Annotated in this window: 14 protein-coding genes; 3 read left to right on the top strand and 11 right to left on the bottom strand. The window is 72.9% G+C overall.

All coding sequences use genetic code 11. The features are described from left to right. Positions 1 to 138: 138 nt before the first annotated feature. On the top strand, positions 139 to 1,329 hold the full coding sequence (locus ABZO31_RS05245; RefSeq protein WP_406859776.1) for a serine/threonine-protein kinase: 1,191 nt from the start codon (positions 139 to 141) through the stop codon (positions 1,327 to 1,329). A gap of 121 nt (positions 1,330 to 1,450) precedes the next feature. Here ABZO31_RS05245 and ABZO31_RS05250 read toward each other — a convergent pair whose 3' ends face one another. The 11 genes from ABZO31_RS05250 to ABZO31_RS05300 form a co-directional block, all read right to left on the bottom strand. Then, a complete protein-coding gene (locus ABZO31_RS05250; protein ID WP_406859777.1) occupies positions 1,451 to 2,335 on the bottom strand; it encodes a geranyl diphosphate 2-C-methyltransferase in 885 nt (294 codons plus the stop codon). Positions 2,336 to 2,351: 16 nt separating this feature from the next. Continuing rightward, positions 2,352 to 3,611: a family 2 encapsulin nanocompartment cargo protein terpene cyclase gene (locus ABZO31_RS05255; RefSeq protein WP_406859779.1), complete on the bottom strand. Its 1,260-nt coding sequence runs from the start codon at positions 3,609 to 3,611 to the stop codon at positions 2,352 to 2,354. Between the two features lie 90 nt (positions 3,612 to 3,701). After that, complete coding sequence (locus ABZO31_RS05260) at positions 3,702 to 5,117, bottom strand: family 2B encapsulin nanocompartment shell protein (RefSeq protein WP_406859780.1); 1,416 nt, start codon at positions 5,115 to 5,117, stop codon at positions 3,702 to 3,704. Between the two features lie 421 nt (positions 5,118 to 5,538). Continuing rightward, entirely contained in the window at positions 5,539 to 6,357 is an 819-nt protein-coding gene (locus tag ABZO31_RS05265; protein WP_406859782.1) for a TrmH family RNA methyltransferase, read from the bottom strand. 113 nt (positions 6,358 to 6,470) lie between these two features. After that, positions 6,471 to 7,712 carry a uroporphyrinogen-III C-methyltransferase gene (cobA, locus tag ABZO31_RS05270; RefSeq protein ID WP_406859783.1) on the bottom strand — a complete coding sequence of 414 codons (1,242 nt, stop codon included), beginning with the start codon at positions 7,710 to 7,712 and terminating at the stop codon, positions 6,471 to 6,473. 208 nt (positions 7,713 to 7,920) lie between these two features. Next, complete coding sequence (gene cobT / locus ABZO31_RS05275; protein ID WP_406859784.1) at positions 7,921 to 11,130, bottom strand: nicotinate-nucleotide--dimethylbenzimidazole phosphoribosyltransferase; 3,210 nt, start codon at positions 11,128 to 11,130, stop codon at positions 7,921 to 7,923. 305 nt (positions 11,131 to 11,435) lie between these two features. Beyond that, entirely contained in the window at positions 11,436 to 12,668 is a 1,233-nt protein-coding gene (gene cbiE, locus ABZO31_RS05280; protein ID WP_406859786.1) for a precorrin-6y C5,15-methyltransferase (decarboxylating) subunit CbiE, read from the bottom strand. A 100-nt stretch (positions 12,669 to 12,768) separates the two neighbouring features. Further along, positions 12,769 to 13,455 (bottom strand): GNAT family N-acetyltransferase, encoded by a 687-nt coding sequence (locus tag ABZO31_RS05285; RefSeq protein ID WP_406859787.1) that lies wholly within the window; start codon positions 13,453 to 13,455, stop codon positions 12,769 to 12,771. Positions 13,456 to 13,592: 137 nt separating this feature from the next. Next, positions 13,593 to 14,450, bottom strand: coding sequence for a MetQ/NlpA family ABC transporter substrate-binding protein (locus tag ABZO31_RS05290; protein WP_406859788.1), 858 nt, complete (start codon positions 14,448 to 14,450; stop codon positions 13,593 to 13,595). Between the two features lie 80 nt (positions 14,451 to 14,530). Then, on the bottom strand, positions 14,531 to 15,199 hold the full coding sequence (locus ABZO31_RS05295; protein ID WP_406859789.1) for a methionine ABC transporter permease: 669 nt from the start codon (positions 15,197 to 15,199) through the stop codon (positions 14,531 to 14,533). Further along, positions 15,196 to 16,254 carry a methionine ABC transporter ATP-binding protein gene (locus ABZO31_RS05300; RefSeq protein WP_406859790.1) on the bottom strand — a complete coding sequence of 353 codons (1,059 nt, stop codon included), beginning with the start codon at positions 16,252 to 16,254 and terminating at the stop codon, positions 15,196 to 15,198. The genes ABZO31_RS05295 and ABZO31_RS05300 overlap by 4 nt, the downstream gene beginning before the upstream one ends. A gap of 557 nt (positions 16,255 to 16,811) precedes the next feature. Between ABZO31_RS05300 and ABZO31_RS05305 the strand changes: the two genes are divergently transcribed. Next, the gene (locus ABZO31_RS05305) at positions 16,812 to 17,174 is read left to right on the top strand and encodes a hypothetical protein (RefSeq protein ID WP_406859792.1); all 363 of its coding nucleotides are present in this window, start codon (positions 16,812 to 16,814) and stop codon (positions 17,172 to 17,174) included. A 2-nt stretch (positions 17,175 to 17,176) separates the two neighbouring features. Next, on the top strand, positions 17,177 to 17,614 hold the full coding sequence (locus ABZO31_RS05310) for a hypothetical protein (RefSeq protein WP_406859793.1): 438 nt from the start codon (positions 17,177 to 17,179) through the stop codon (positions 17,612 to 17,614). Position 17,615 lies beyond the last annotated feature (1 nt).

Consider the following 17,615-nt stretch of genomic DNA (forward strand, 5'->3'; position numbering starts at 1 on the left):
CGGCCGCCCCCTGACCACCCCTCAATTCGCGCCCCGGGCACTGACAATCGATCGGGCCGTGAGGGCGCGGCCTATGAGCGCGCCGGGGCGGCGGTACGTAAGCTGTGCCACGTCAGAACGGACGACCAGGGGACGGACATGGCGATGATGCGGCTCCGGCGCGAGGATCCGCGGATCGTCGGGTCGTTCCGGCTCCACCGGCGTCTCGGCGCGGGCGGGATGGGCGTCGTCTATCTCGGCTCCGACCGGCGCGGACAGCGCGTGGCCCTGAAGGTGATCCGGCCGGATCTGGCGGAGGACCAGGAGTTCCGCTCGCGCTTCGCCCGCGAGGTGTCCGCCGCGCGGCGGATCCGGGGCGGCTGCACCGCCCGCCTGGTCGCGGCGGACCTCGAGGCGGACCGCCCCTGGTTCGCGACCCAGTACGTACCCGGGCCCTCGCTGCACGACCGCGTCGCGGAGGAGGGCCCGCTGCGGGCCGCGGACGTCGCGGCGATCGGCGCGGCGCTCTCGGAGGGCCTGGTCGCGGTCCACGAGGCCGGGGTGGTGCACCGGGACCTGAAGCCGTCGAACATCCTGCTCTCCCCCAAGGGTCCGCGGATCATCGACTTCGGCATCGCCTGGGCGACCGGCGCGAGCACGCTGACGCACGTCGGGACCGCGGTCGGCTCCCCCGGCTTCCTCGCCCCCGAGCAGGTGCGCGGCGCGGCGGTCACCCCGGGGACGGACGTGTTCTCGCTGGGGGCCACGCTGGCGTACGCGGCGATGGGCGACTCGCCCTTCGGGCACGGCAGTTCGGAGGTCATGCTCTACCGCGTCGTGCACGAGGAGCCACAGCTGCACGGTGTCCCGGACGCGCTCGCGCCGCTGGTGCGGGCCTGCCTCGCGAAGGACCCGGAGGAGCGCCCGAGCACCCTGCAGCTGTCCATGCGGCTGAAGGAGATCGCGGCGCGGGAGGCCCAGGGGCTGCCGGACGCGCGTCCGCCGGCGCAGCGGGAGCGGCCGGAGCAGGCGCGGGCGACGGTCCGGCCCACCGAGCGGTACACGGAGCGGGCGACGCTCGGCACGAACGGCAGCGCCGGCGGCGGCGCGGGGCGGAAGGGTCCCTCGTCCCGTGCGGGCGGGGCGCGCACGGGCGGCGGCGGCCGGCCGCAGGGCGCGGCCAGGACCGGCGGCGGCCGTCCGACGGGTTCCCGGCCGGGCGGGCGCTCGACCTCGACGGGCCGGCGCCCCGCGAACCCGCGGCTGCTGCGGCAGCGGCTGGTGGTGTTCGTGGTGGTGACGCTGCTCGTGGCACTGGGCATCACGGCGCTGCAGGCCCTGCAGGGCTGAGGCCGCCCGGGCTGCCGCTCGACCCGCAGGCGTCTGTCCGGCGGACGGGCCCTGCACGCGTGCGCCCGCCCGCCGGGCACGGAGTCGGCCGACGGGCGGGCGGTGCGCCGGGCGCGATGCGTCAGACGCGGTCGGCCGCGATGAGCAAGTACTGGAAGGAGCCGTCCTTGTACGACTCGATGAACGCCTCCTCGATGCCGGTGACCAGCGACGACGTGGCGCGCAGCTCCCAGTAGGGCAGGGTCGCCGCAGTCAGGTCCACGACCGCGTTCGGCACCAGGCGGTTGTCGGCCATGGCGCGCAGGTACTCGCGGCGGGAGTGGATGTTGCACTCGAAGTGGGCGTTGATCTGGGAGACCCACTTCGACGGCTGGCCGTACTTCGGGTTCCAGCAACCGGTGATGGTGACGTAGCGGCCGCCGGTCGCGAGGACCCGGGAGTGCTCGGCCATCAGGTCGTGCAGGTCGACGTACATGCTCGACTCGTTGTTCCACGAGCCGGCCATCTGCCCGGTCTCGAAGGGGGTGTCGAGCATGTTGCAGACCCGGGCGTGCACGTGGTTCTCGATGTCGAGCTCCCCGGCACGCCGGTTGGCGAAGTCGGCCTGCTTGGCGGAGAGGGTGACGCCCTCGACCTTGCAGCCGAAGCGCTGGTGGGCCATGACCATGGAGCCGCCGCGGCCGCAGCCGGCATCCATGAGGGTGTCGTCGGGGCCGATCGGGCCGAGGTGGTCGAGCAGGACCTCGGCCTGGGCCGACTCGAGCCGGTGCAGTTCGGCGATCAGCTTCTTCTCGTACTCGCTGTCCTCGGGGGTGCCGAGGGAGGCGTGGTCGACGGCGCCGATGCCGTAGTGGTGGTGGTAGAGCCCGTCGACGTCGCCGAGGCGGAGGTTCACCGGCCTGGCCTCGTTGTTCCAGTAGCGGGCGATGTCCCCCTGGTAGGGCGTCGCGGGCGCAGGGACGAACGTCGAGGTGGCGTCGGCGGTGGTGAACTCGGTGCTGGTCACAGATAAAGGTCCGTTCTTACCAGAAACTAGGCAGGCTGTAGCGGTACGTGTTGGTGCGGTGCCAGTAGTGGTTGCCGTCGACCCAGGCGGCCACGCCCTTGAGGAAGCGCAGCACGGTCGGGACGGGGCAGGCGGCGGCCAGTTCGGCGGCCTCGGCCTCGAAGGTGCGCATGAGGTCGTTGTGGACCTCGACCGCCTTCAGATAGGCGTCCTGCTCGGAGAGGCCCTCGCGTTCGGCGATCACGACCGGCAGGTTCAGGTGCAGGCCGGGGCTCCTCTGCTCCTTGGTGTAGGAGTAGAGGTCGTTGACGATGGTGGTCGCGTTCCCGGCCAGGGCGATCACCCGCTGCATGGCGGGCGACGCGTGCAGATCCGCCGGCAGTTCGTAGCCGCCGACGGTGTCGGTGATGGTGGGACAGGGGCGGAAGTTGTTGAACTGGCGCATCGCCAGGTACTCCCACACCTCGGGTACGTGCTCGGTCTCGGCCCACGCCGCCTCGGCGAGGTACCCCAGGTGCAGCCGGGCCATGTCGTGCCGGTAGCGGTCGGACTGGGACGGCGTGGCCAGCTCGACGAAGTACTCCATGGCGGAGCGGTAGGCCCGCCGCGGGGCGTCGGAGTGCAGCGACTCCGCCCAGTCCGGCGCGTACTCGGCCGTCGTGTGCAGCGGGTCGAGCGCCGTGTGGGCGAGCAGCAGCCGGCTGCCGAGCCCGATCGGCGAGCCGCCGTGGTCCTCGCAGTAGCAGTCGTCGACCGCGTTCTCGGCGACCATCAGCCGGGTGGCGGCCATCAGATGGTCGACGGTCGGGGCGTCCGGGTGGCAGGCGACCATGTAGCGCCCGACGGAGAAGCCGTCGAACTGGTCCTCCCACTCCGGCGGGAACGCCTGGACCTCGTCGACCGCCCAGGCCTTGATCCGGAGGCTGACCTCCTCGACCCGCACGGGGTCGGGCTCGGCGACCGGGTGGTGGTACAGGCCCGGGATCGCGGGCCCCTCCGCCGGGGCGGTGGGGGCCGGTGCCTCCAGCGCGCCCTCCGGGTGCCGTGCCAGGGAGAGGCTCGCGGTGCCCAGGCCGCTGGGCCCGCGCGGGATCCATCCCGGCTCCGGGGTGACAGGTACGGGGATGTCGGCGACGCCCGCGGGCGCGGCCGCCGTGCCGGCCCCCGCCGCACCCGCGGGCGGGAACGGCAGGGTGGGCGGGCCGGGCAGCGGCGGCGGGGTGACGGGCGGGTCGGGCAGGCTCGGCTGCCCGGGAGAAAGCCCGGAGTCGGGCATCCGTGGCTCCTTGCTCGGACGGGTCGGGGGTCACTCACGGCCCGGACGGCTCGGGCCGGCGCGGCCTTCGCCCGCACGGGCCCGGGGGCTCTAGTCGCGCCTGCGGGCGATCTGCACGTTCTCCAGCACGCCGAGCGCGTCGGGCACGAGGATCGCGGCGGAGTAGTAGGTGGTGACCAGGTACGAGATGATCGCCTGCTCGCTGATGCCCATGAAGCGCACCGAGAGGCCCGGCTCGTACTCCTCGGGCAGGCCGGTCTGGTGCAGACCGATGACGCCCTGGTTGTTCTCGCCGGTACGCATGGCGATGATCGAGCTGGTCTGCTCCTTGCTGATCGGGATCTTGTTGCAGGGCAGGATCGGCACGCCGCGCCAGGCCGGGACCGACTGTCCGCCGAGGTCGACGTGGTCCGGGTAGAGGCCCTGGGCGTTGAACCCGCGCCCGATCGCGGCGATGGTCTTCGGGTGGGCGAGGAAGAGCTTGGTGCCGCGCCGGCGGCAGAGCAGCTCGTCGAGGTCGTCCGGGGTGGGCGGGCCGGAGTGGGTCTGGATGCGCTGCTTGAAGTCGGCGTTGTGCAGCAGACCGAACTCGCGGTTGTTGATCAGCTCGTGCTCCTGGCGCTCGCGCAGCGCCTCGATCGTGAGCCGGAGCTGTTCCTCGGTCTGGTTCATCGGGCCGTTGTAGAGGTCGGCGACCCGGGTGTGGACCTTGAGCACGGTCTGGGCGACCGAGAGCTCGTACTCGCGCGGCTTGAGCTCGTAGTCGACGAAGGCGCCGGGGAGTTCGTGCTCGCCCACGTGGCCGGCCGACATGGCGATCTCGGCCTCGCCGTGGCGGTTCTGCCGCTGCTCGGGCAGCGAGCTGAACGTGTGGATGTGCTCCTGGAGGCTGGGCGCCGCGTCGAGCACGGAGGCGAAGTCCGCGCGGGAGAGGGTGAGCAGGGTGCCCGGCGTCTCGGCGGTCGCGGTGTAGTCCCACCTGGCGTCGGCGTCCAGGAGGGCGTTCTCACCGAACCGGTCGCCGTCGGCGAGGACCGCGACGGCTACCTCGTCGCCGTACTTGCCGATCGAGGTCTGGCTGATGCGGCCGTGCGCGACGAGGTGGATCTGGTCGGCGGGCGCACCGCGCTCGACGAGGACCTCGCCCGCGCGGAAGTCGCGCTGGACGCACCGGTCGGCCAGGGTGCGCAGCACCTCCTCGTCCTCGAAGCCGCGCAGCAGGGCGAGTTCACCGAGTTCCCGGGGGATGACCCGGACGGTGGCGCCGTCCTGGACGAACTCGATGACTCCGTCACCGACGGTGTAGCTCAGCCGGCGGTTCACCCGGTAGGCGCCGCCCTTGGTCTCCACCCAGGGGAGCATCCGCAGCAGCCACCGGGAGGTGATCTCCTGCATCTGCGGGGCGGACTTGGTGGTGGTGGCGAGGTTCCGGGCAGCCGCGGTGCTGAGGCTGGACTGCGGCCGCGGCGGCTCTACTTGAGTGTCCGGGCCGGTCTCGACGGTCATGGCGCGAGAGCTCCTTGAGAAAAGAGGAAAAAACGACACAATCCCTGGGAATCCATCCAGATCCTCGGGAACAGTAGCCGTCGAAAACCCCGGCTCGCGCCACGAGACCGGGGTGTTTACCTCTATGCAGTGATCTTGCGAAACGCGGGGTTTAGCCGCGTGAACAACGACATTCGAGCCATCGCGTCACGTGTGCGCCCGGCGCACACCACCGCGCCACACGCCCCTTCAAGTCGGGCCCCAGCAAAGGCATGTGACGATTCATCAGCTCGAAAGGGCGCGCGGTGCCGCTGCGAACGCACGGAATCGCGCCCGCCGGTCGAGTGCCGGACCGGCAGCGGAACGAAGGATTCCGGCCATGGCGGGCCCGGAGGGACGCGGCCGGAACCGTGGGTCCGCCGCGCCTCGCCCCGCGCTTGCGTCAGTCCTGCGGGCGACCTGTGGCCACCGCGTAGAACGCGACGGCGGCGGCCGCACCCACGTTGAGGGAGTCCACACCGTGGGCCATCGGGATCCGGACCCACTCGTCGGCGGCCATCAGCGCCTGCCGGGACAGGCCGTCGCCCTCCGCGCCCAGCATCAGCGCGACGCGCTCCAGTCGGTGCGGGGCCGCCTCGTCGATGGACGCGGCGCGCTCGGCCGGGGTGAGGGCGAGCAGCTTGAAGCCCGCCTCGCGGACCGCCTCCAGGCCCTTGGGCCAGGAGTCGAGGCGGGCGTACGGGACGGAGAAGACCGCGCCCATGGAGACCTTCACGGAGCGGCGGTACAGCGGGTCCGCACAGTCCGGGGAGAGCAGGACCGCGTCCATGCCGAGCGCGGCGGCGCTGCGGAAGATCGCGCCGATGTTGGTGTGGTCGTTGACGGACTCCATGACGACGACCCGCCGGGCGGTGCGGAGCAGTTCCTCCGCGCTCGGCAGCGGCTTGCGCTGCATGGAGGCGAGCGCGCCGCGGTGCACGTGGTAGCCGGTGACCCGCTCGGCGAGGTCCGGCTGCACCGCGTACACGGGGGCCGGGACCTCGTCGATGACGTCGCGCATGACGTCGACCCACTTCGCGGACAGCAGCATCGACCGCATCTCGTACCCGGCCTGCTTGGCGCGCCGGATCACCTTCTCGCCCTCGGCGATGAACAGGCCCTCGGCGGGCTCGCGCCGGCGGCGCAGCTCGACGTCGGTGAGGCCGGTGTAGTCGCGCAGGCGGGGGTCGTCGGGGTCGTCGACGGTGATGAGATCTGCCACGGGTCGATACTGCCTTGTCCGGGGGGTGGTGCCAATGTGTGCGGTGGGGCGGGTTACCCCTGGTTACGTACGGCGGTGACCGTCATTCGACGGGTGACGTACGGCGGTGACGGTCACTTGACGAGCTTGTCGGGGCTCTCGCCGACCACGTCGCCGATCACGATCACGGCGGGCGGGCGGACGTCCTCGGCCCGCACGGTCTCGGCGACCGTGGCGAGCGTGGCGTCGACCCGGCGCTGGGTGGCCGTGGTGCCCTCCTGGATCAGGGCCAGCGGGGTCTCGGGGGCCTTGCCGTGGGCCACGAGTGCCTCGGCGATCTTCCCGATCTTGTCGACGCCCATGAGGATCACGAGGGTGCCGGTGAGCTTGGCCAGCGACGCCCAGTCGACGAGGGAACGCGGGTCGTCGGGGGCGACATGGCCGCTGACGACGGTGAACTCGTGCGCCACGCCCCGGTGGGTGACCGGGATGCCGGCCGCGCCGGGCACGGAGATCGAGCTGGAGATGCCCGGCACGACCGTGCAGGCGATGCCCTCGGCGGCCAGCGCCTGGGCCTCCTCCATGCCGCGGCCGAAGACGAACGGGTCGCCGCCCTTGAGACGGACCACGGACTTGCCGGCCTTCGCGTGCTCGATGAGCGCGTTGTTGATGGCCTCCTGGGCCATGAAGCGGCCGTACGGGATCTTCGCCGCGTCGATCACCTCGACGTGCGGGGGCAGTTCGCTGAGCAGGTCGCGCGGGCCGAGGCGGTCCGCGATGACGACGTCGGCCTCGGCGAGGAGCCGGCGGCCGCGGACGGTGATCAGGTCCGGGTCCCCCGGGCCGCCGCCGACGAGGGCGACGAAGGGGGTGCGGGAGCGGTGCGCCGGCGCGGCCAGGGAGCCGTCGCGCAGGCCCTCCACGATCGCGTCCCGCACGGCGGCGGAGCGGCGCGGGTCGTGGCCGGTGAGGACGGCGACGGTCACGCCCTCGCTGTGGCCGGTCGCCGGGGTCCAGGCGGTGGCCGCCGCGGCGTCGTCGGAGCGGACGCACCAGGTGCGGGTGCGCTCGGCCTCGGCGGAGACCGCGGCGTTCGCGGCGGGGTCTCCGGTGGCGACGAGGGCGTACCAGGTGTCGGCGAGGTCGCCGTCCTGGTAGCGGCGCCGGGTCCAGGTGATCTCGCCGGCCTCGGCCATGGCCTCGACGGAGGGGGTGGCGGAGGGGGAGATCAGGGTGATGTCCGCGCCGGCGGCGACGAGGGCCGGGAGGCGGCGCTGCGCGACCTGTCCGCCGCCGATGACGACGACGCGGCGACCGGCGAGACGGAGTCCGACGGGGTAGGCGGGGAACGCGGCGTGCGGCACGGTCTCGGTCATGGCGGTGCGGCTCCTGATGGCGTAGCGGTGCGTGCGGGCCGCTGCGGCGGTGAAGCGGCTGGTGGGGCGGGGTGCGGGGCCCTCCGCCCACGATATCGGTGACCGGCGGTACCGACGCTGTGACCCTGATCCCGTCCACGCCGGACGGGCGCCGGCGGGTCTCGGACGAACGCCGCGCCCCCGACGAGGGGGGCGCGGCGTCCGGTCCCTACTTCTCCGTGACGCCCGCGGAGTCGAACGTCGCCACCTCGTGCATCGCCCGGGCCGCGCTCTGGACGATCGGCAGGGCCAGGAGGGCGCCGGTGCCTTCGCCGAGGCGCAGGTCGAGGTCGACCAGGGGGCGCAGGCCCAGCTTGTTCAGGGCCGCCACGTGGCCGGGCTCCGCGCTGCGGTGGCCCGCGATGCAGGCCGCCAGGGCCTCCGGGGCGATCGCCCGGGCGACCAGCGCGGCCGCGCCGGTCGAGACGCCGTCCAGGACCACCGGCGTGCGCAGCGACGCGCCGCCCAGGATCAGGCCCACCAGCGCCGCGTGCTCCAGGCCGCCGACCGCCGCCAGGACGCCGATCGGGTCCGCCGGGTCCGGCTTGTGGAGGTCGAGCGCCCGCCGGACCACGTCGACCTTGCGGGCGTGCATCTCGTCGTTGATGCCGGTGCCGCGGCCGGTGACCTCCGTCGGGTCGACGCCCGTGTAGACGGAGATCAGCGCGGCCGACGCGGTGGTGTTCGCGATGCCCATCTCACCGGTCAGCAGGGCCCGGTTGCCCGCCGCGACGAGGTCGCGGGCCGTCTCGATGCCCACCTCGATCGCCGCCAGGACCTCCTCGCGGGTCATCGCGAGGCCGGTCGTGAAGTCGCCGGTGCCCGGGCGGACCTTGCGCGGCAGCAGGCCAGGCGTCGCGGGCAGGTCGGAGGCCACACCCACGTCGATGACGCAGACCTCGGCGCCGACCTGGTTGGCGAACGCGTTGCAGACCGCTCCCCCGCCGAGGAAGTTCGCGACCATCTGGCCGGTGACCTCCTGCGGCCACGCGGTGACGCCCTGGGCGTGCACCCCGTGGTCGCCGGCGAAGATCGCGACCGCGGCGGGCTCCGGGACCGGCGGCGGGCACATCCGGGAGAGCCCGGACAGCTGCGCGGAGATGATCTCCAGCATGCCCAGCGCCCCGGCGGGCTTCGTCATCCGCTTCTGCCGCTCCCACGCCTCGCCGAGCGCCTTGGCGTCCAGCGGGCGGATGTTCGCGACGGTCTCCTGGAGCAGGTCGTGCGGCTCCTCGCCGGGCAGCGCCCGGCGGCCGTACGTCTCCTCGTGGACGACCCACGACAGCGGACGGCGCTTCGACCAGCCCGCCTGCATCAGCTCCGGCTCCTCAGGGAACTCGTCCACGTACCCGACGCACAGGTACGCGACGACCTCCAGGTGCTCCGGCAGACCGAGCGCCCGCACCATCTCGCGCTCGTCGAAGAAGCTCACCCAGCCCACGCCCAGGCCCTCGGCCCGCGCCGCGAGCCACAGGTTCTCGACCGCGAGCGCCGACGAGTACGGGGCCATCTGCGGCTGGGTGTGACGGCCCAGCGTGTGGCGGCCGCCCCGCGTCGGGTCGGCGGTCACGACGATGTTGACCGGGGTGTCGAGGATCGCCTCGATCTTCAGTTCCTTGAACTGCTTCGCCCGGCCCTTGGGCAGCGACTTGGCGTACGCCTCGCGCTGCCGCGTGGCCAGTTCGTGCATCGACCGGCGCGTCTCCGCGGAGCGGATGACCACGAAGTCCCACGGCTGGGAGTGGCCCACGCTGGGCGCGGTGTGCGCGGCCTCCAGGACGCGCAGCAGCACCTCGTGCGGGATCGGGTCGCTGCGGAAGCCGTTGCGGATGTCGCGGCGCTCGCGCATCACGCGCAGCACGGCCTCGCGCTCGGCCTCGTCGTAACCGGGGGCCGCAGCGGTGGCCGGGGCCTCGTCCTGGGCGGGCTCCTGCGGCTCCTGCTGCTCTTCGGCCGGGGTCTCGACCACGGCGGCGACCTCGGCCGCGTCCTCGGTCTCGGTCTCGGTCTCGGCGACGGGCTCCGCCGTATCCACGGCCTCAGGCGCCTCGATGATCTCGGGGGCCTCGGTCTGCTCGGCGACGGGCTCCACGACCTGCTCGGCCGGTACGGGAGCCTCCGCCTCGGGGGCCTGCGGTGCGACGACGACCACCGGCTCCGGCGCGACGGCCTCCTCGACGGGCTGCTCGGCCGTCTGCTCGGCTGTCTGCTCGGGGACGACGACCACGACGGGCTCGGTCACGACGGCCGGCTCCGGCTCCGGGGCCTGCTGGGCCTCGACGGCGGGCTCCGCGACCGGCTCGGCCTGCTGAGGCTCCGCAACGACGACGGGCTCGACGACGACCGGCTCCACCGCGGCGGGCTCGGCGGCGACCTGCTCGGCCACGACGGGCTCCGCGGCGACGGGCTCCGCGGCCACCGGCTCGACAACGATCGGCTCAGCCGCGATCGGCTCCGCGGCGGCCACCACGGGCTCCACCACGACCGGTTCGGAGACGACCGGCTCCGGGGCGACCGCCACCGGCTCCGCCGGTACCGGCACCTCCCCCGTACCCTCCGGCTCGGCCGGCGTCGGGGCGAGGTGCGGGGTCGTCGGGACCTGGCCCTCGACCTGGACGAACCGGGCCGCCGGAACGGGCTCACCGCCCTGCGGCGGCACGACCGTTTCTGCGGACGCGGGCGCGGGCACCGGCGCCGCCACGGCGACCGGCTGCGGCTCCTGCGGGGCGACGGCCTCCGGCGTCCACGGGACCGCGCCCTGGGGCAGGTCGCCGAGGCGCGGGCCGGGCAGCGGGGCCGCCTCGTCGCGCGGCACGTCCAGGTACTCGAGGCCGGTGGTCGGCGGGCCCTGGGTGCGGGCCGGCATCGGCGCGGGGGGCGGCTGCGCGGCACCGGCGGCGCCGCGGTCGGACAGCGAGCGGACCACGCCGCCGGTGCTGTCCGGGGCGGGCGGGCCCATGTGGAGCGGCCGGCGCGCCGGCGGCGGCGTCGGCGCGGCGGAGGCGGGCGCGGCGGCCCGTACGGCACCGAGGTCGAGCGCGCCCGAGTCGCGGCCCGCGGCCTCGTGCGCGCCGACGGCGCCGTACGCGGCCTGCGGGTCGAGCGGCAGCGGGTCAGTGAGGGGGTCGGGCAGCGGGTCCGTCAGCGGGTCGCCCATCATCGGCGCGGGGACGGCGACCGGCGGCGCGGGCACGACGCCCGGCTGGTGCTCGCTCCACGCGCCCTGCGCGCCCGGCATGAGGAGGATCTCGTCGTCCTCGGCGGTGCTCCCGGAGGGGTCCAGGAAGGTGTACGCGCCCGGTGCGGGGATGCCCGGCTGCTCCACCATGCCTGCGTTCTCCGGCAGTCCCTCGCCCGGGACCTGGCCGGTGTCCGTCATGCGTACCCCTCGCCCATCGGTTGTGCTCCTTCAGACCTTCGCCCGTCGACAAGAACGAGCAAGCGCGCCGCGCGGCACGAACGGCGCGCGAACACCAAGCATTCTCGCGGCCTTCGGCCATCGTGGCAGGGAGATCCGCCACGGTGCGCTGTGGACTGCGCCACGTCGCGCGTCCCCCTGTTGAGCCGTATCACAGGAGCGACCCAATCGGGCCACCTTTTCCGGACATTGGTGAATCAAACGCCGGAAGCCTGGGTTTCGGTACAACGGTCGGTCAGCCTACCTGGCGCACGGTGCGCCCGGGATCACGGGGCGCGGTCGATCCGGCGTCCGGACAGCAGGAACACGACCGAGCGCTCGCGCTCCGACCAGTCCCCCGCGTCGAGTTCGACGGACTGGAGCAGGACGCACTCGACGTCGTATCCGCCGTCCGCCAGGGCCTTGCCGATGGCCTCGGCGTCGTCGCGGGTGGAGGCGTGGGCGACGATGCGCTCCGGGCGGCGGTCGGCGCAGGCGGCGACCACAGCGGCGCCGCCCGCTCCGACGCGTACGACGTCGGGTTCGGGCAGCCGTTCCAGTACGTGCGGGGCGCGGCCGGTCACGGCCTGGAGCTGGACGTGGTGGCGGCGGGCGGCGGCCTCGACGCGGGCGCAGGCGGCCGGGTCGGCGTCGACGGCGATGACGGCGGCGCCGAACCGGGCGGCCTCCACGGCGAGCGCTCCGGCTCCGCTGCCGATGTCCCAGACGAGGTCGCCGACGCGGGGGCCGAGGCGGGCGAGCTGCGCGGCGCGCAGGGCCGGGGACTCGCCGGCGGCGTCGTCGTCCGTGGCGGGGCCCGCGTCCGCCTCGCCGGCGTACTCGGCGGCCGGGAGGACCCAGTCGCGTACGGCGGGGGTGTCGTGACCCATCAGCCAGCCGGTGCCGGGCGGGGCGCCGCCGCCGCCGATGACGATGACCACGTTGGGGTCGCGCCAGACGTGGTCGGCGGCCTTGTCGGAGGTGAGGACGGTGACCTGTTCCCGTTCGGTGCCGAGTTCCTCGCAGATGACGAAGGTGCGGTGGACCCCGTCGAGGAGCAGGGCGAGTTCGGCGGGTCCGGCGCCGGGTGAGGTGAGGACGGCGACCTTGGGGTGGGCGCGGCAGACGTTGACGGCGCGGCGCAGGGTGCGCTGGTGGGCGACGACGACGCGGGCGTCGTCCCAGGGCATGCCGGCCCGTGCGAAGGCGGCGGCGACGGAGGAGACGGCGGGGACGACCTCGACCTCGAGGCCGTGCTCGGGGGCGCGCAGGGTGCGGACGACGCCGAAGAAGCCGGGGTCGCCGTCGGCGAGGACGACGGCGGTGCCGCGGTGCTGGGCGATCCGGCGGGCGGCGAGGTCGACGCTGCCGAGGCGGATGCGCTCGGCGCCGGACGGCACCTCGGGCAGGGCGAGGTGGTGCGCGGCACCGGCCACCAGCGTGGCGGCAGAGAGCGCGGAGCGGGCCGCCGCGGTGAGGGGAGATCCGTCCCAGCCGATCACCGTGACCCGGTCGGCCATCGTCGCGTGTCTCCTGAGGTCGTGGCTGGTCGGGGCAGGGTGAGGGTACCTGGGATCGGGTCTGTCCGGCGACGGAGCGGACCGGACCGGGGCGGCTCTGTCAGCTCCAGTCGGCGAAGGACGAGTACCCGGCGTCGGCCATCTGGTCGGCGACGCCCTCGAGGTCCTCGGGGAGCAGGCTCCACACGATGAGGTCGGTCCGGAGGTCGGTCCACTCGCCGCTGTCGGTCTGGTGGCGCACGATCCAGGCGTTGCGCAGGACGCCCTCGCTGATGCAGCCGATCTTCTGGGCCACCTGCTGGGAGGCCGTGTTGTCGGCGGCGGTGCGCAGCTCCAGGCGCTCGAAGCCGCGGTCGCGGAACAGCCACTGGGCGACGGCGAGGACGGACTCGGTGGCGTAGCCCTCGCCGCGGGCCCAGGGGGCGGTGACGTAGGCGACCTCGGTGGCTCCGGTGCGCCAGTTGGTGTGGTGCAGATGGACGGTGCCGACCAGCCGCTGGGTCAGGAACTCGGTGACGGCGAAGACGATGCCGCGTCCTTCGGTTCGCTCTGCAGGAGCGATCCTGCGCACCCAGTCCTCGGCGTCGGAGCGGGTGTACGGATGCGGAACGGAGGTCCAGGCGGTGACCAGTTCGTCGTTCATCATCTCGGTGAACGCGGGGATGTCGGCGTCTTCGTACGGGCGCAGCACCAGCCGGTCCGTGCTGATGGACATGTCCGGAAAGGTGGTAGTCATGCGCAGCTCCATGCCGAAGAACCGTCGGAAGACAGCGTGAACGCACAGCATGCAGCATGAAGCTGACGGTGTGCAGGGCCGGGTGGGTCGCGGCGAAGGCCCCGCGCACCGGACGGGATGCGCGGGGCCTTCGTCGACAAGGACACTACTGCGCGCGCCGTCTGACGGCACGTCGCATGCGGGGGCGGTTACTTGGCCGGGGCGCCGAAGGCCGCGACGACCGAGCCCGTGTAGGTGTCCTCGATGTACTTCTTCACCTCGGGGGAGTTGAGCAGCTCGACGAGCTTGGTGACCCGCGGGTCCTTCTCGCTGCCTTCCTTGACGGCGAGGAAGTTGGCGTACGGGTTGCCCTCGGCCTTCTCCAGGACGAGCGCGTCGGTGGCGGGCTTCAGCTTGGCCTCGATGGCGTAGTTGCCGTTGATGACGGCGGCGTCGACGTCGTTCAGGGCGCGGGGCACGGTGGCGGCCTCCAGCTCCTTGAACTCCAGGCCCTTCTTGTCGGTGATGTCGGAGAGCTTGGCGTCGGTGCCGACACCGTCCTTCAGGGTGATCACGCCGTTGGCGGCGAGCAGCTGGAGCGCGCGGCCCTCGTTGGTGGTGTCGTTGGGCACGGCCACGGTCTGGCCGGGCTTGAGGTCCTTGATGTCCTTGACCTTCTTGGAGTAGAGGCCGAGGGGCTCCAGGTGGACGTTGGCCACCGGGACGATGTGGGTGTTGTTCTTCTTGTTGAAGTCGTCGAGGTACGGCTTGTGCTGGAAGTAGTTGGCGTCGACCTGGCCGGACTCGGTGGCCGTGTTCGGCAGGACGTAGTCGGTGAACTCCCGCACTTCCAGCTTCAGTCCGGCCTTGTCGGCCAGCTTGTCCTTGACGAAGTTCAGGATGTCGGCGTGCGGCGTCGGGGACGCGGCGACGACGAGCGGCTTCGACGCGTCGGCCTTGCCCTCCCCCTTGGCGACGGGGTCGGAGGACGTGCCGCAGGCGGTGAGGCCCAGGGCGAGTGCGGCGGTGGCGGCGGCAGCGGCGGTGAGCTTGGTGTTCTTACGCACGAAGAGTGCCTCTTTCTGGTGGTGCGGACTTCGCCCGAGCACGACAAGTGCGGGCTGTGGGTGGAGAAAAGGTCGGGGACCTACGCGGTGCGGCCGCGGCGGGCCAGGAGCCGGACGACGCCGTCTCCGACCAGCTGGACCACGGTCACGATGGCGATCAGGACGACGACGGTGACGAGCATGAACTGGGTGTCGAAGCGCTGGTAGCCGTAGGTGATGGCCTTGGAGCCGAGGCCCTCGCCGCCGACCGCGCCGGCCATGGCCGAGTAGCCGACGAGCACGATCACGGTGGTGGTGACGGCGGAGACGAGGGAGGGCAGGGCCTGCGGGAGCAGGACCTTGCGGATGATGGTGGGCACCGAGCCGCCCATGGACTGGACGGCTTCGACCAGTCCGTGGTCGACCTCGCGGATCGCGGTCTCGACGAGGCGCGCGAAGAACGGGATGGCGCCGATGGCGAGCGGGACGATCATCGCGGTCGGGCCGATGAAGGTGCCGACGACGAAGGTGGTGAAGGGGATCAGGGCGATCAGCAGGATGATGAACGGCAGCGAGCGGCCGATGTTCACGATGACGCCGGTGACCTTGTTGACCGCCGTGTTCTGGAGCAGTCCGCCCTTGTCGGTGAGGACGAGGAGGATGCCGAGCGGCAGTCCGCCGAGCACGGAGACGACCGTGGCCCACAGCACCATGTAGAGGGTGTCGATCGTGCCCTGCTCGAGCAGCGGCTGCATTTCGGACCAGGTCACTTGGCGACTTCCTTCACCGGCGCGGGGTTCTGTACGGGCACGGCGGCCGGGGCCGCGTCGACGACGTCGACCTGGAGTCCCTGCTCGCGCAGGAAGCCGACGGGGACGACGTTGTCCTCGTACCGGCCGGGCAGCTCGATGCGCATGCGGCCGATCTGCTTGCCGGAGACGGTGTCCATCGCGGCGCCGAGGATCGAGATGTCGATGTTGTAGGTGCGGGCCAGCTGGGAGATGACCGGCTGGGTGGCGGCCTCGCCGTGGAAGGTGACGTCGACGACGGTCCGCTCGGGGCCGGTGGCGGCGCCGCTGAGCGGGAAGAGCTCGGTGGCCAGCTCGGAGCCCGGGGTGGCGAGCAGTTCGCTGACGGTGCCGGACTCGACGATGCGGCCCTTCTGCATCAGCGCGGCGGAGTCGCAGATCGTCTTGACGACCTCCATCTCGTGCGTGATGAGCAGGACGGTGAGGCCGAGCTGCCGGTTGAGGTCGCGCAGCAGCTGGAGGATGGAGCGGGTGGTCTCGGGGTCGAGGGCGCTGGTGGCCTCGTCGGAGAGCAGCACCTTGGGGTTGCCGGCGAGGGCGCGGGCGATGCCGACGCGCTGCTTCTGGCCGCCGGAGAGCTGGCCGGGGTACGCCTTGGCCTTGTCGGCGAGGCCGACGAGGTCGAGCAGCTCCAGGGCGCGGCGGCTGCGCTCGGCGCCGGAGACGCCGAGGATCTCCAGCGGGAGCTCGATGTTGTCCTGCACGGTGCGCGAGGACAGCAGGTTGAAGTGCTGGAAGACCATGCCGATGCCGGTGCGCGCCCGGCGCAGTTCGGCACCCGCCCGGCGGCCGCGGCCGGCGAGGGCGGTGAGGTCGACCCCGTCGACGGTCACGGTGCCGGAGGTGGGGCGTTCGAGGAGGTTGACGCAGCGGATCAGGGAGGACTTGCCGGCGCCGCTCTGGCCGATCACGCCGAAGACCTCGCCCTCCCGGACGTGGAGGTCGACGCCGTCCAGAGCGGTGACCTGGCGGCCTCGTGACTCGTAGACCTTGGTGAGGCCCGTAGTGGTGATCACAGGGGTTTCCGTACTGTCGAGTGCGCGGCGCTTGGTTCCGCCGGGCACGGGCATTCGCAAGGGGACAGTCAGGCGCGGGGGTGCGCGGGGGCAGCCTCGTTCCGGTGCCGGGGGCACTCGGACGGGTTCGGCCGTGGGGGCTCGCTTCGGGGCGCGAGTCTCAGACGGGGGCCCTCAGTTGGCGCACATTCGACACATACAACGAGCACCGGGCGTCATGTTCGCCTCGGTCGCAGGGCTGCGTTCGCTCGTCGTGGTCATGGCTGCAAGTAAAGCACGGTGCTTACCGAACGGAAGCGCGATGTCCGAATAGCGGACGCCCGTGGGACGCCAGGCGGACACGGCGGAGGGCGGCGGGACAGTGGCGGAGGGACTCATTCCGCTCCCTGCCTGGCCGAACACGGCCCGCGCGCGGTCCTCCGCGGGGTGCCCGCGGGGCGCCTCGTGTGGCCAAGGCCACCCCCGGCGCGCGCCCCGGCGGCCTGGGGCGGGGCGGGAGCCGGGCCGGAGCGGGGCCGGGGACGGCGGCCCCCTCGCCGCGTAATACGCTCGGGCGCATGCTTGACGCCCTGACGGTCGCGGTCTCCGTGGCCGCGCTCGCCCTCGCCGCCTGGTGCGGCTTCGCCGCGTACCGCGACCAGCCGACCAAGGACTGGCACTTCATCGGCATGGCCGTGGTGACGGTGCTCGCCCTGGTCCAGCTGGTGGTCGGGGTCGTACAGCTGGCCCGCGGCCAGGAGGCCGACGAGGGCACGGTGATCTTCGTGGCGTACCTGCTGGGCTCGCTGTGCGCGGTCCCCGCGGCGGGCTTCATGTCACTGGCGGAGCGCAGCCGCTGGGGCTCGGCGACGGTGGCCGCGGGAGCGGTGGTGCTCGCGGTCCTCGAGGTGCGTCTGTTCGACATCTGGACGGTGGGCTGACGATGACGGCGACGGACGCGCAGACCGAGGAGCCCGGCGGGCGGACCCGGCTCGTCAAGGGCCCGGGCATGCTGCTGGTCTGGCTGTACGGGGTGATGTCGGTGGGCGCGGTCTCGCGCTCGATCGTGCAGATCTCCACCGAGTTCGAACACGCCCCGCTCGCGTACTCGCTGTCGGCGGTGGCCGCCGTGGTGTACGTCTTCATCACGTACACACTGGTCCGGGGCGGCGAGCGGGCCCGCAGGGCGGCGCTGGTGTGCTGCGCCGCCGAGCTCGCGGGCGTCCTGGTCGTGGGCACCTGGACGCTGCTCGACCCGGCGGCGTTCCCGGACGCCACGGTCTGGTCGGACTTCGGCTACGGCTACGTCTTCATCCCGGTGCTGCTCCCGGTGACCGGCATCCTCTGGCTGCGCCGGTCACGCGGGACGCGCACGGCCTGAG

This window comes from Streptomyces solicamelliae, from assembly GCF_045348655.1.
Classification (GTDB): Bacteria; Actinomycetota; Actinomycetes; order Streptomycetales; family Streptomycetaceae; genus Streptomyces; species Streptomyces solicamelliae.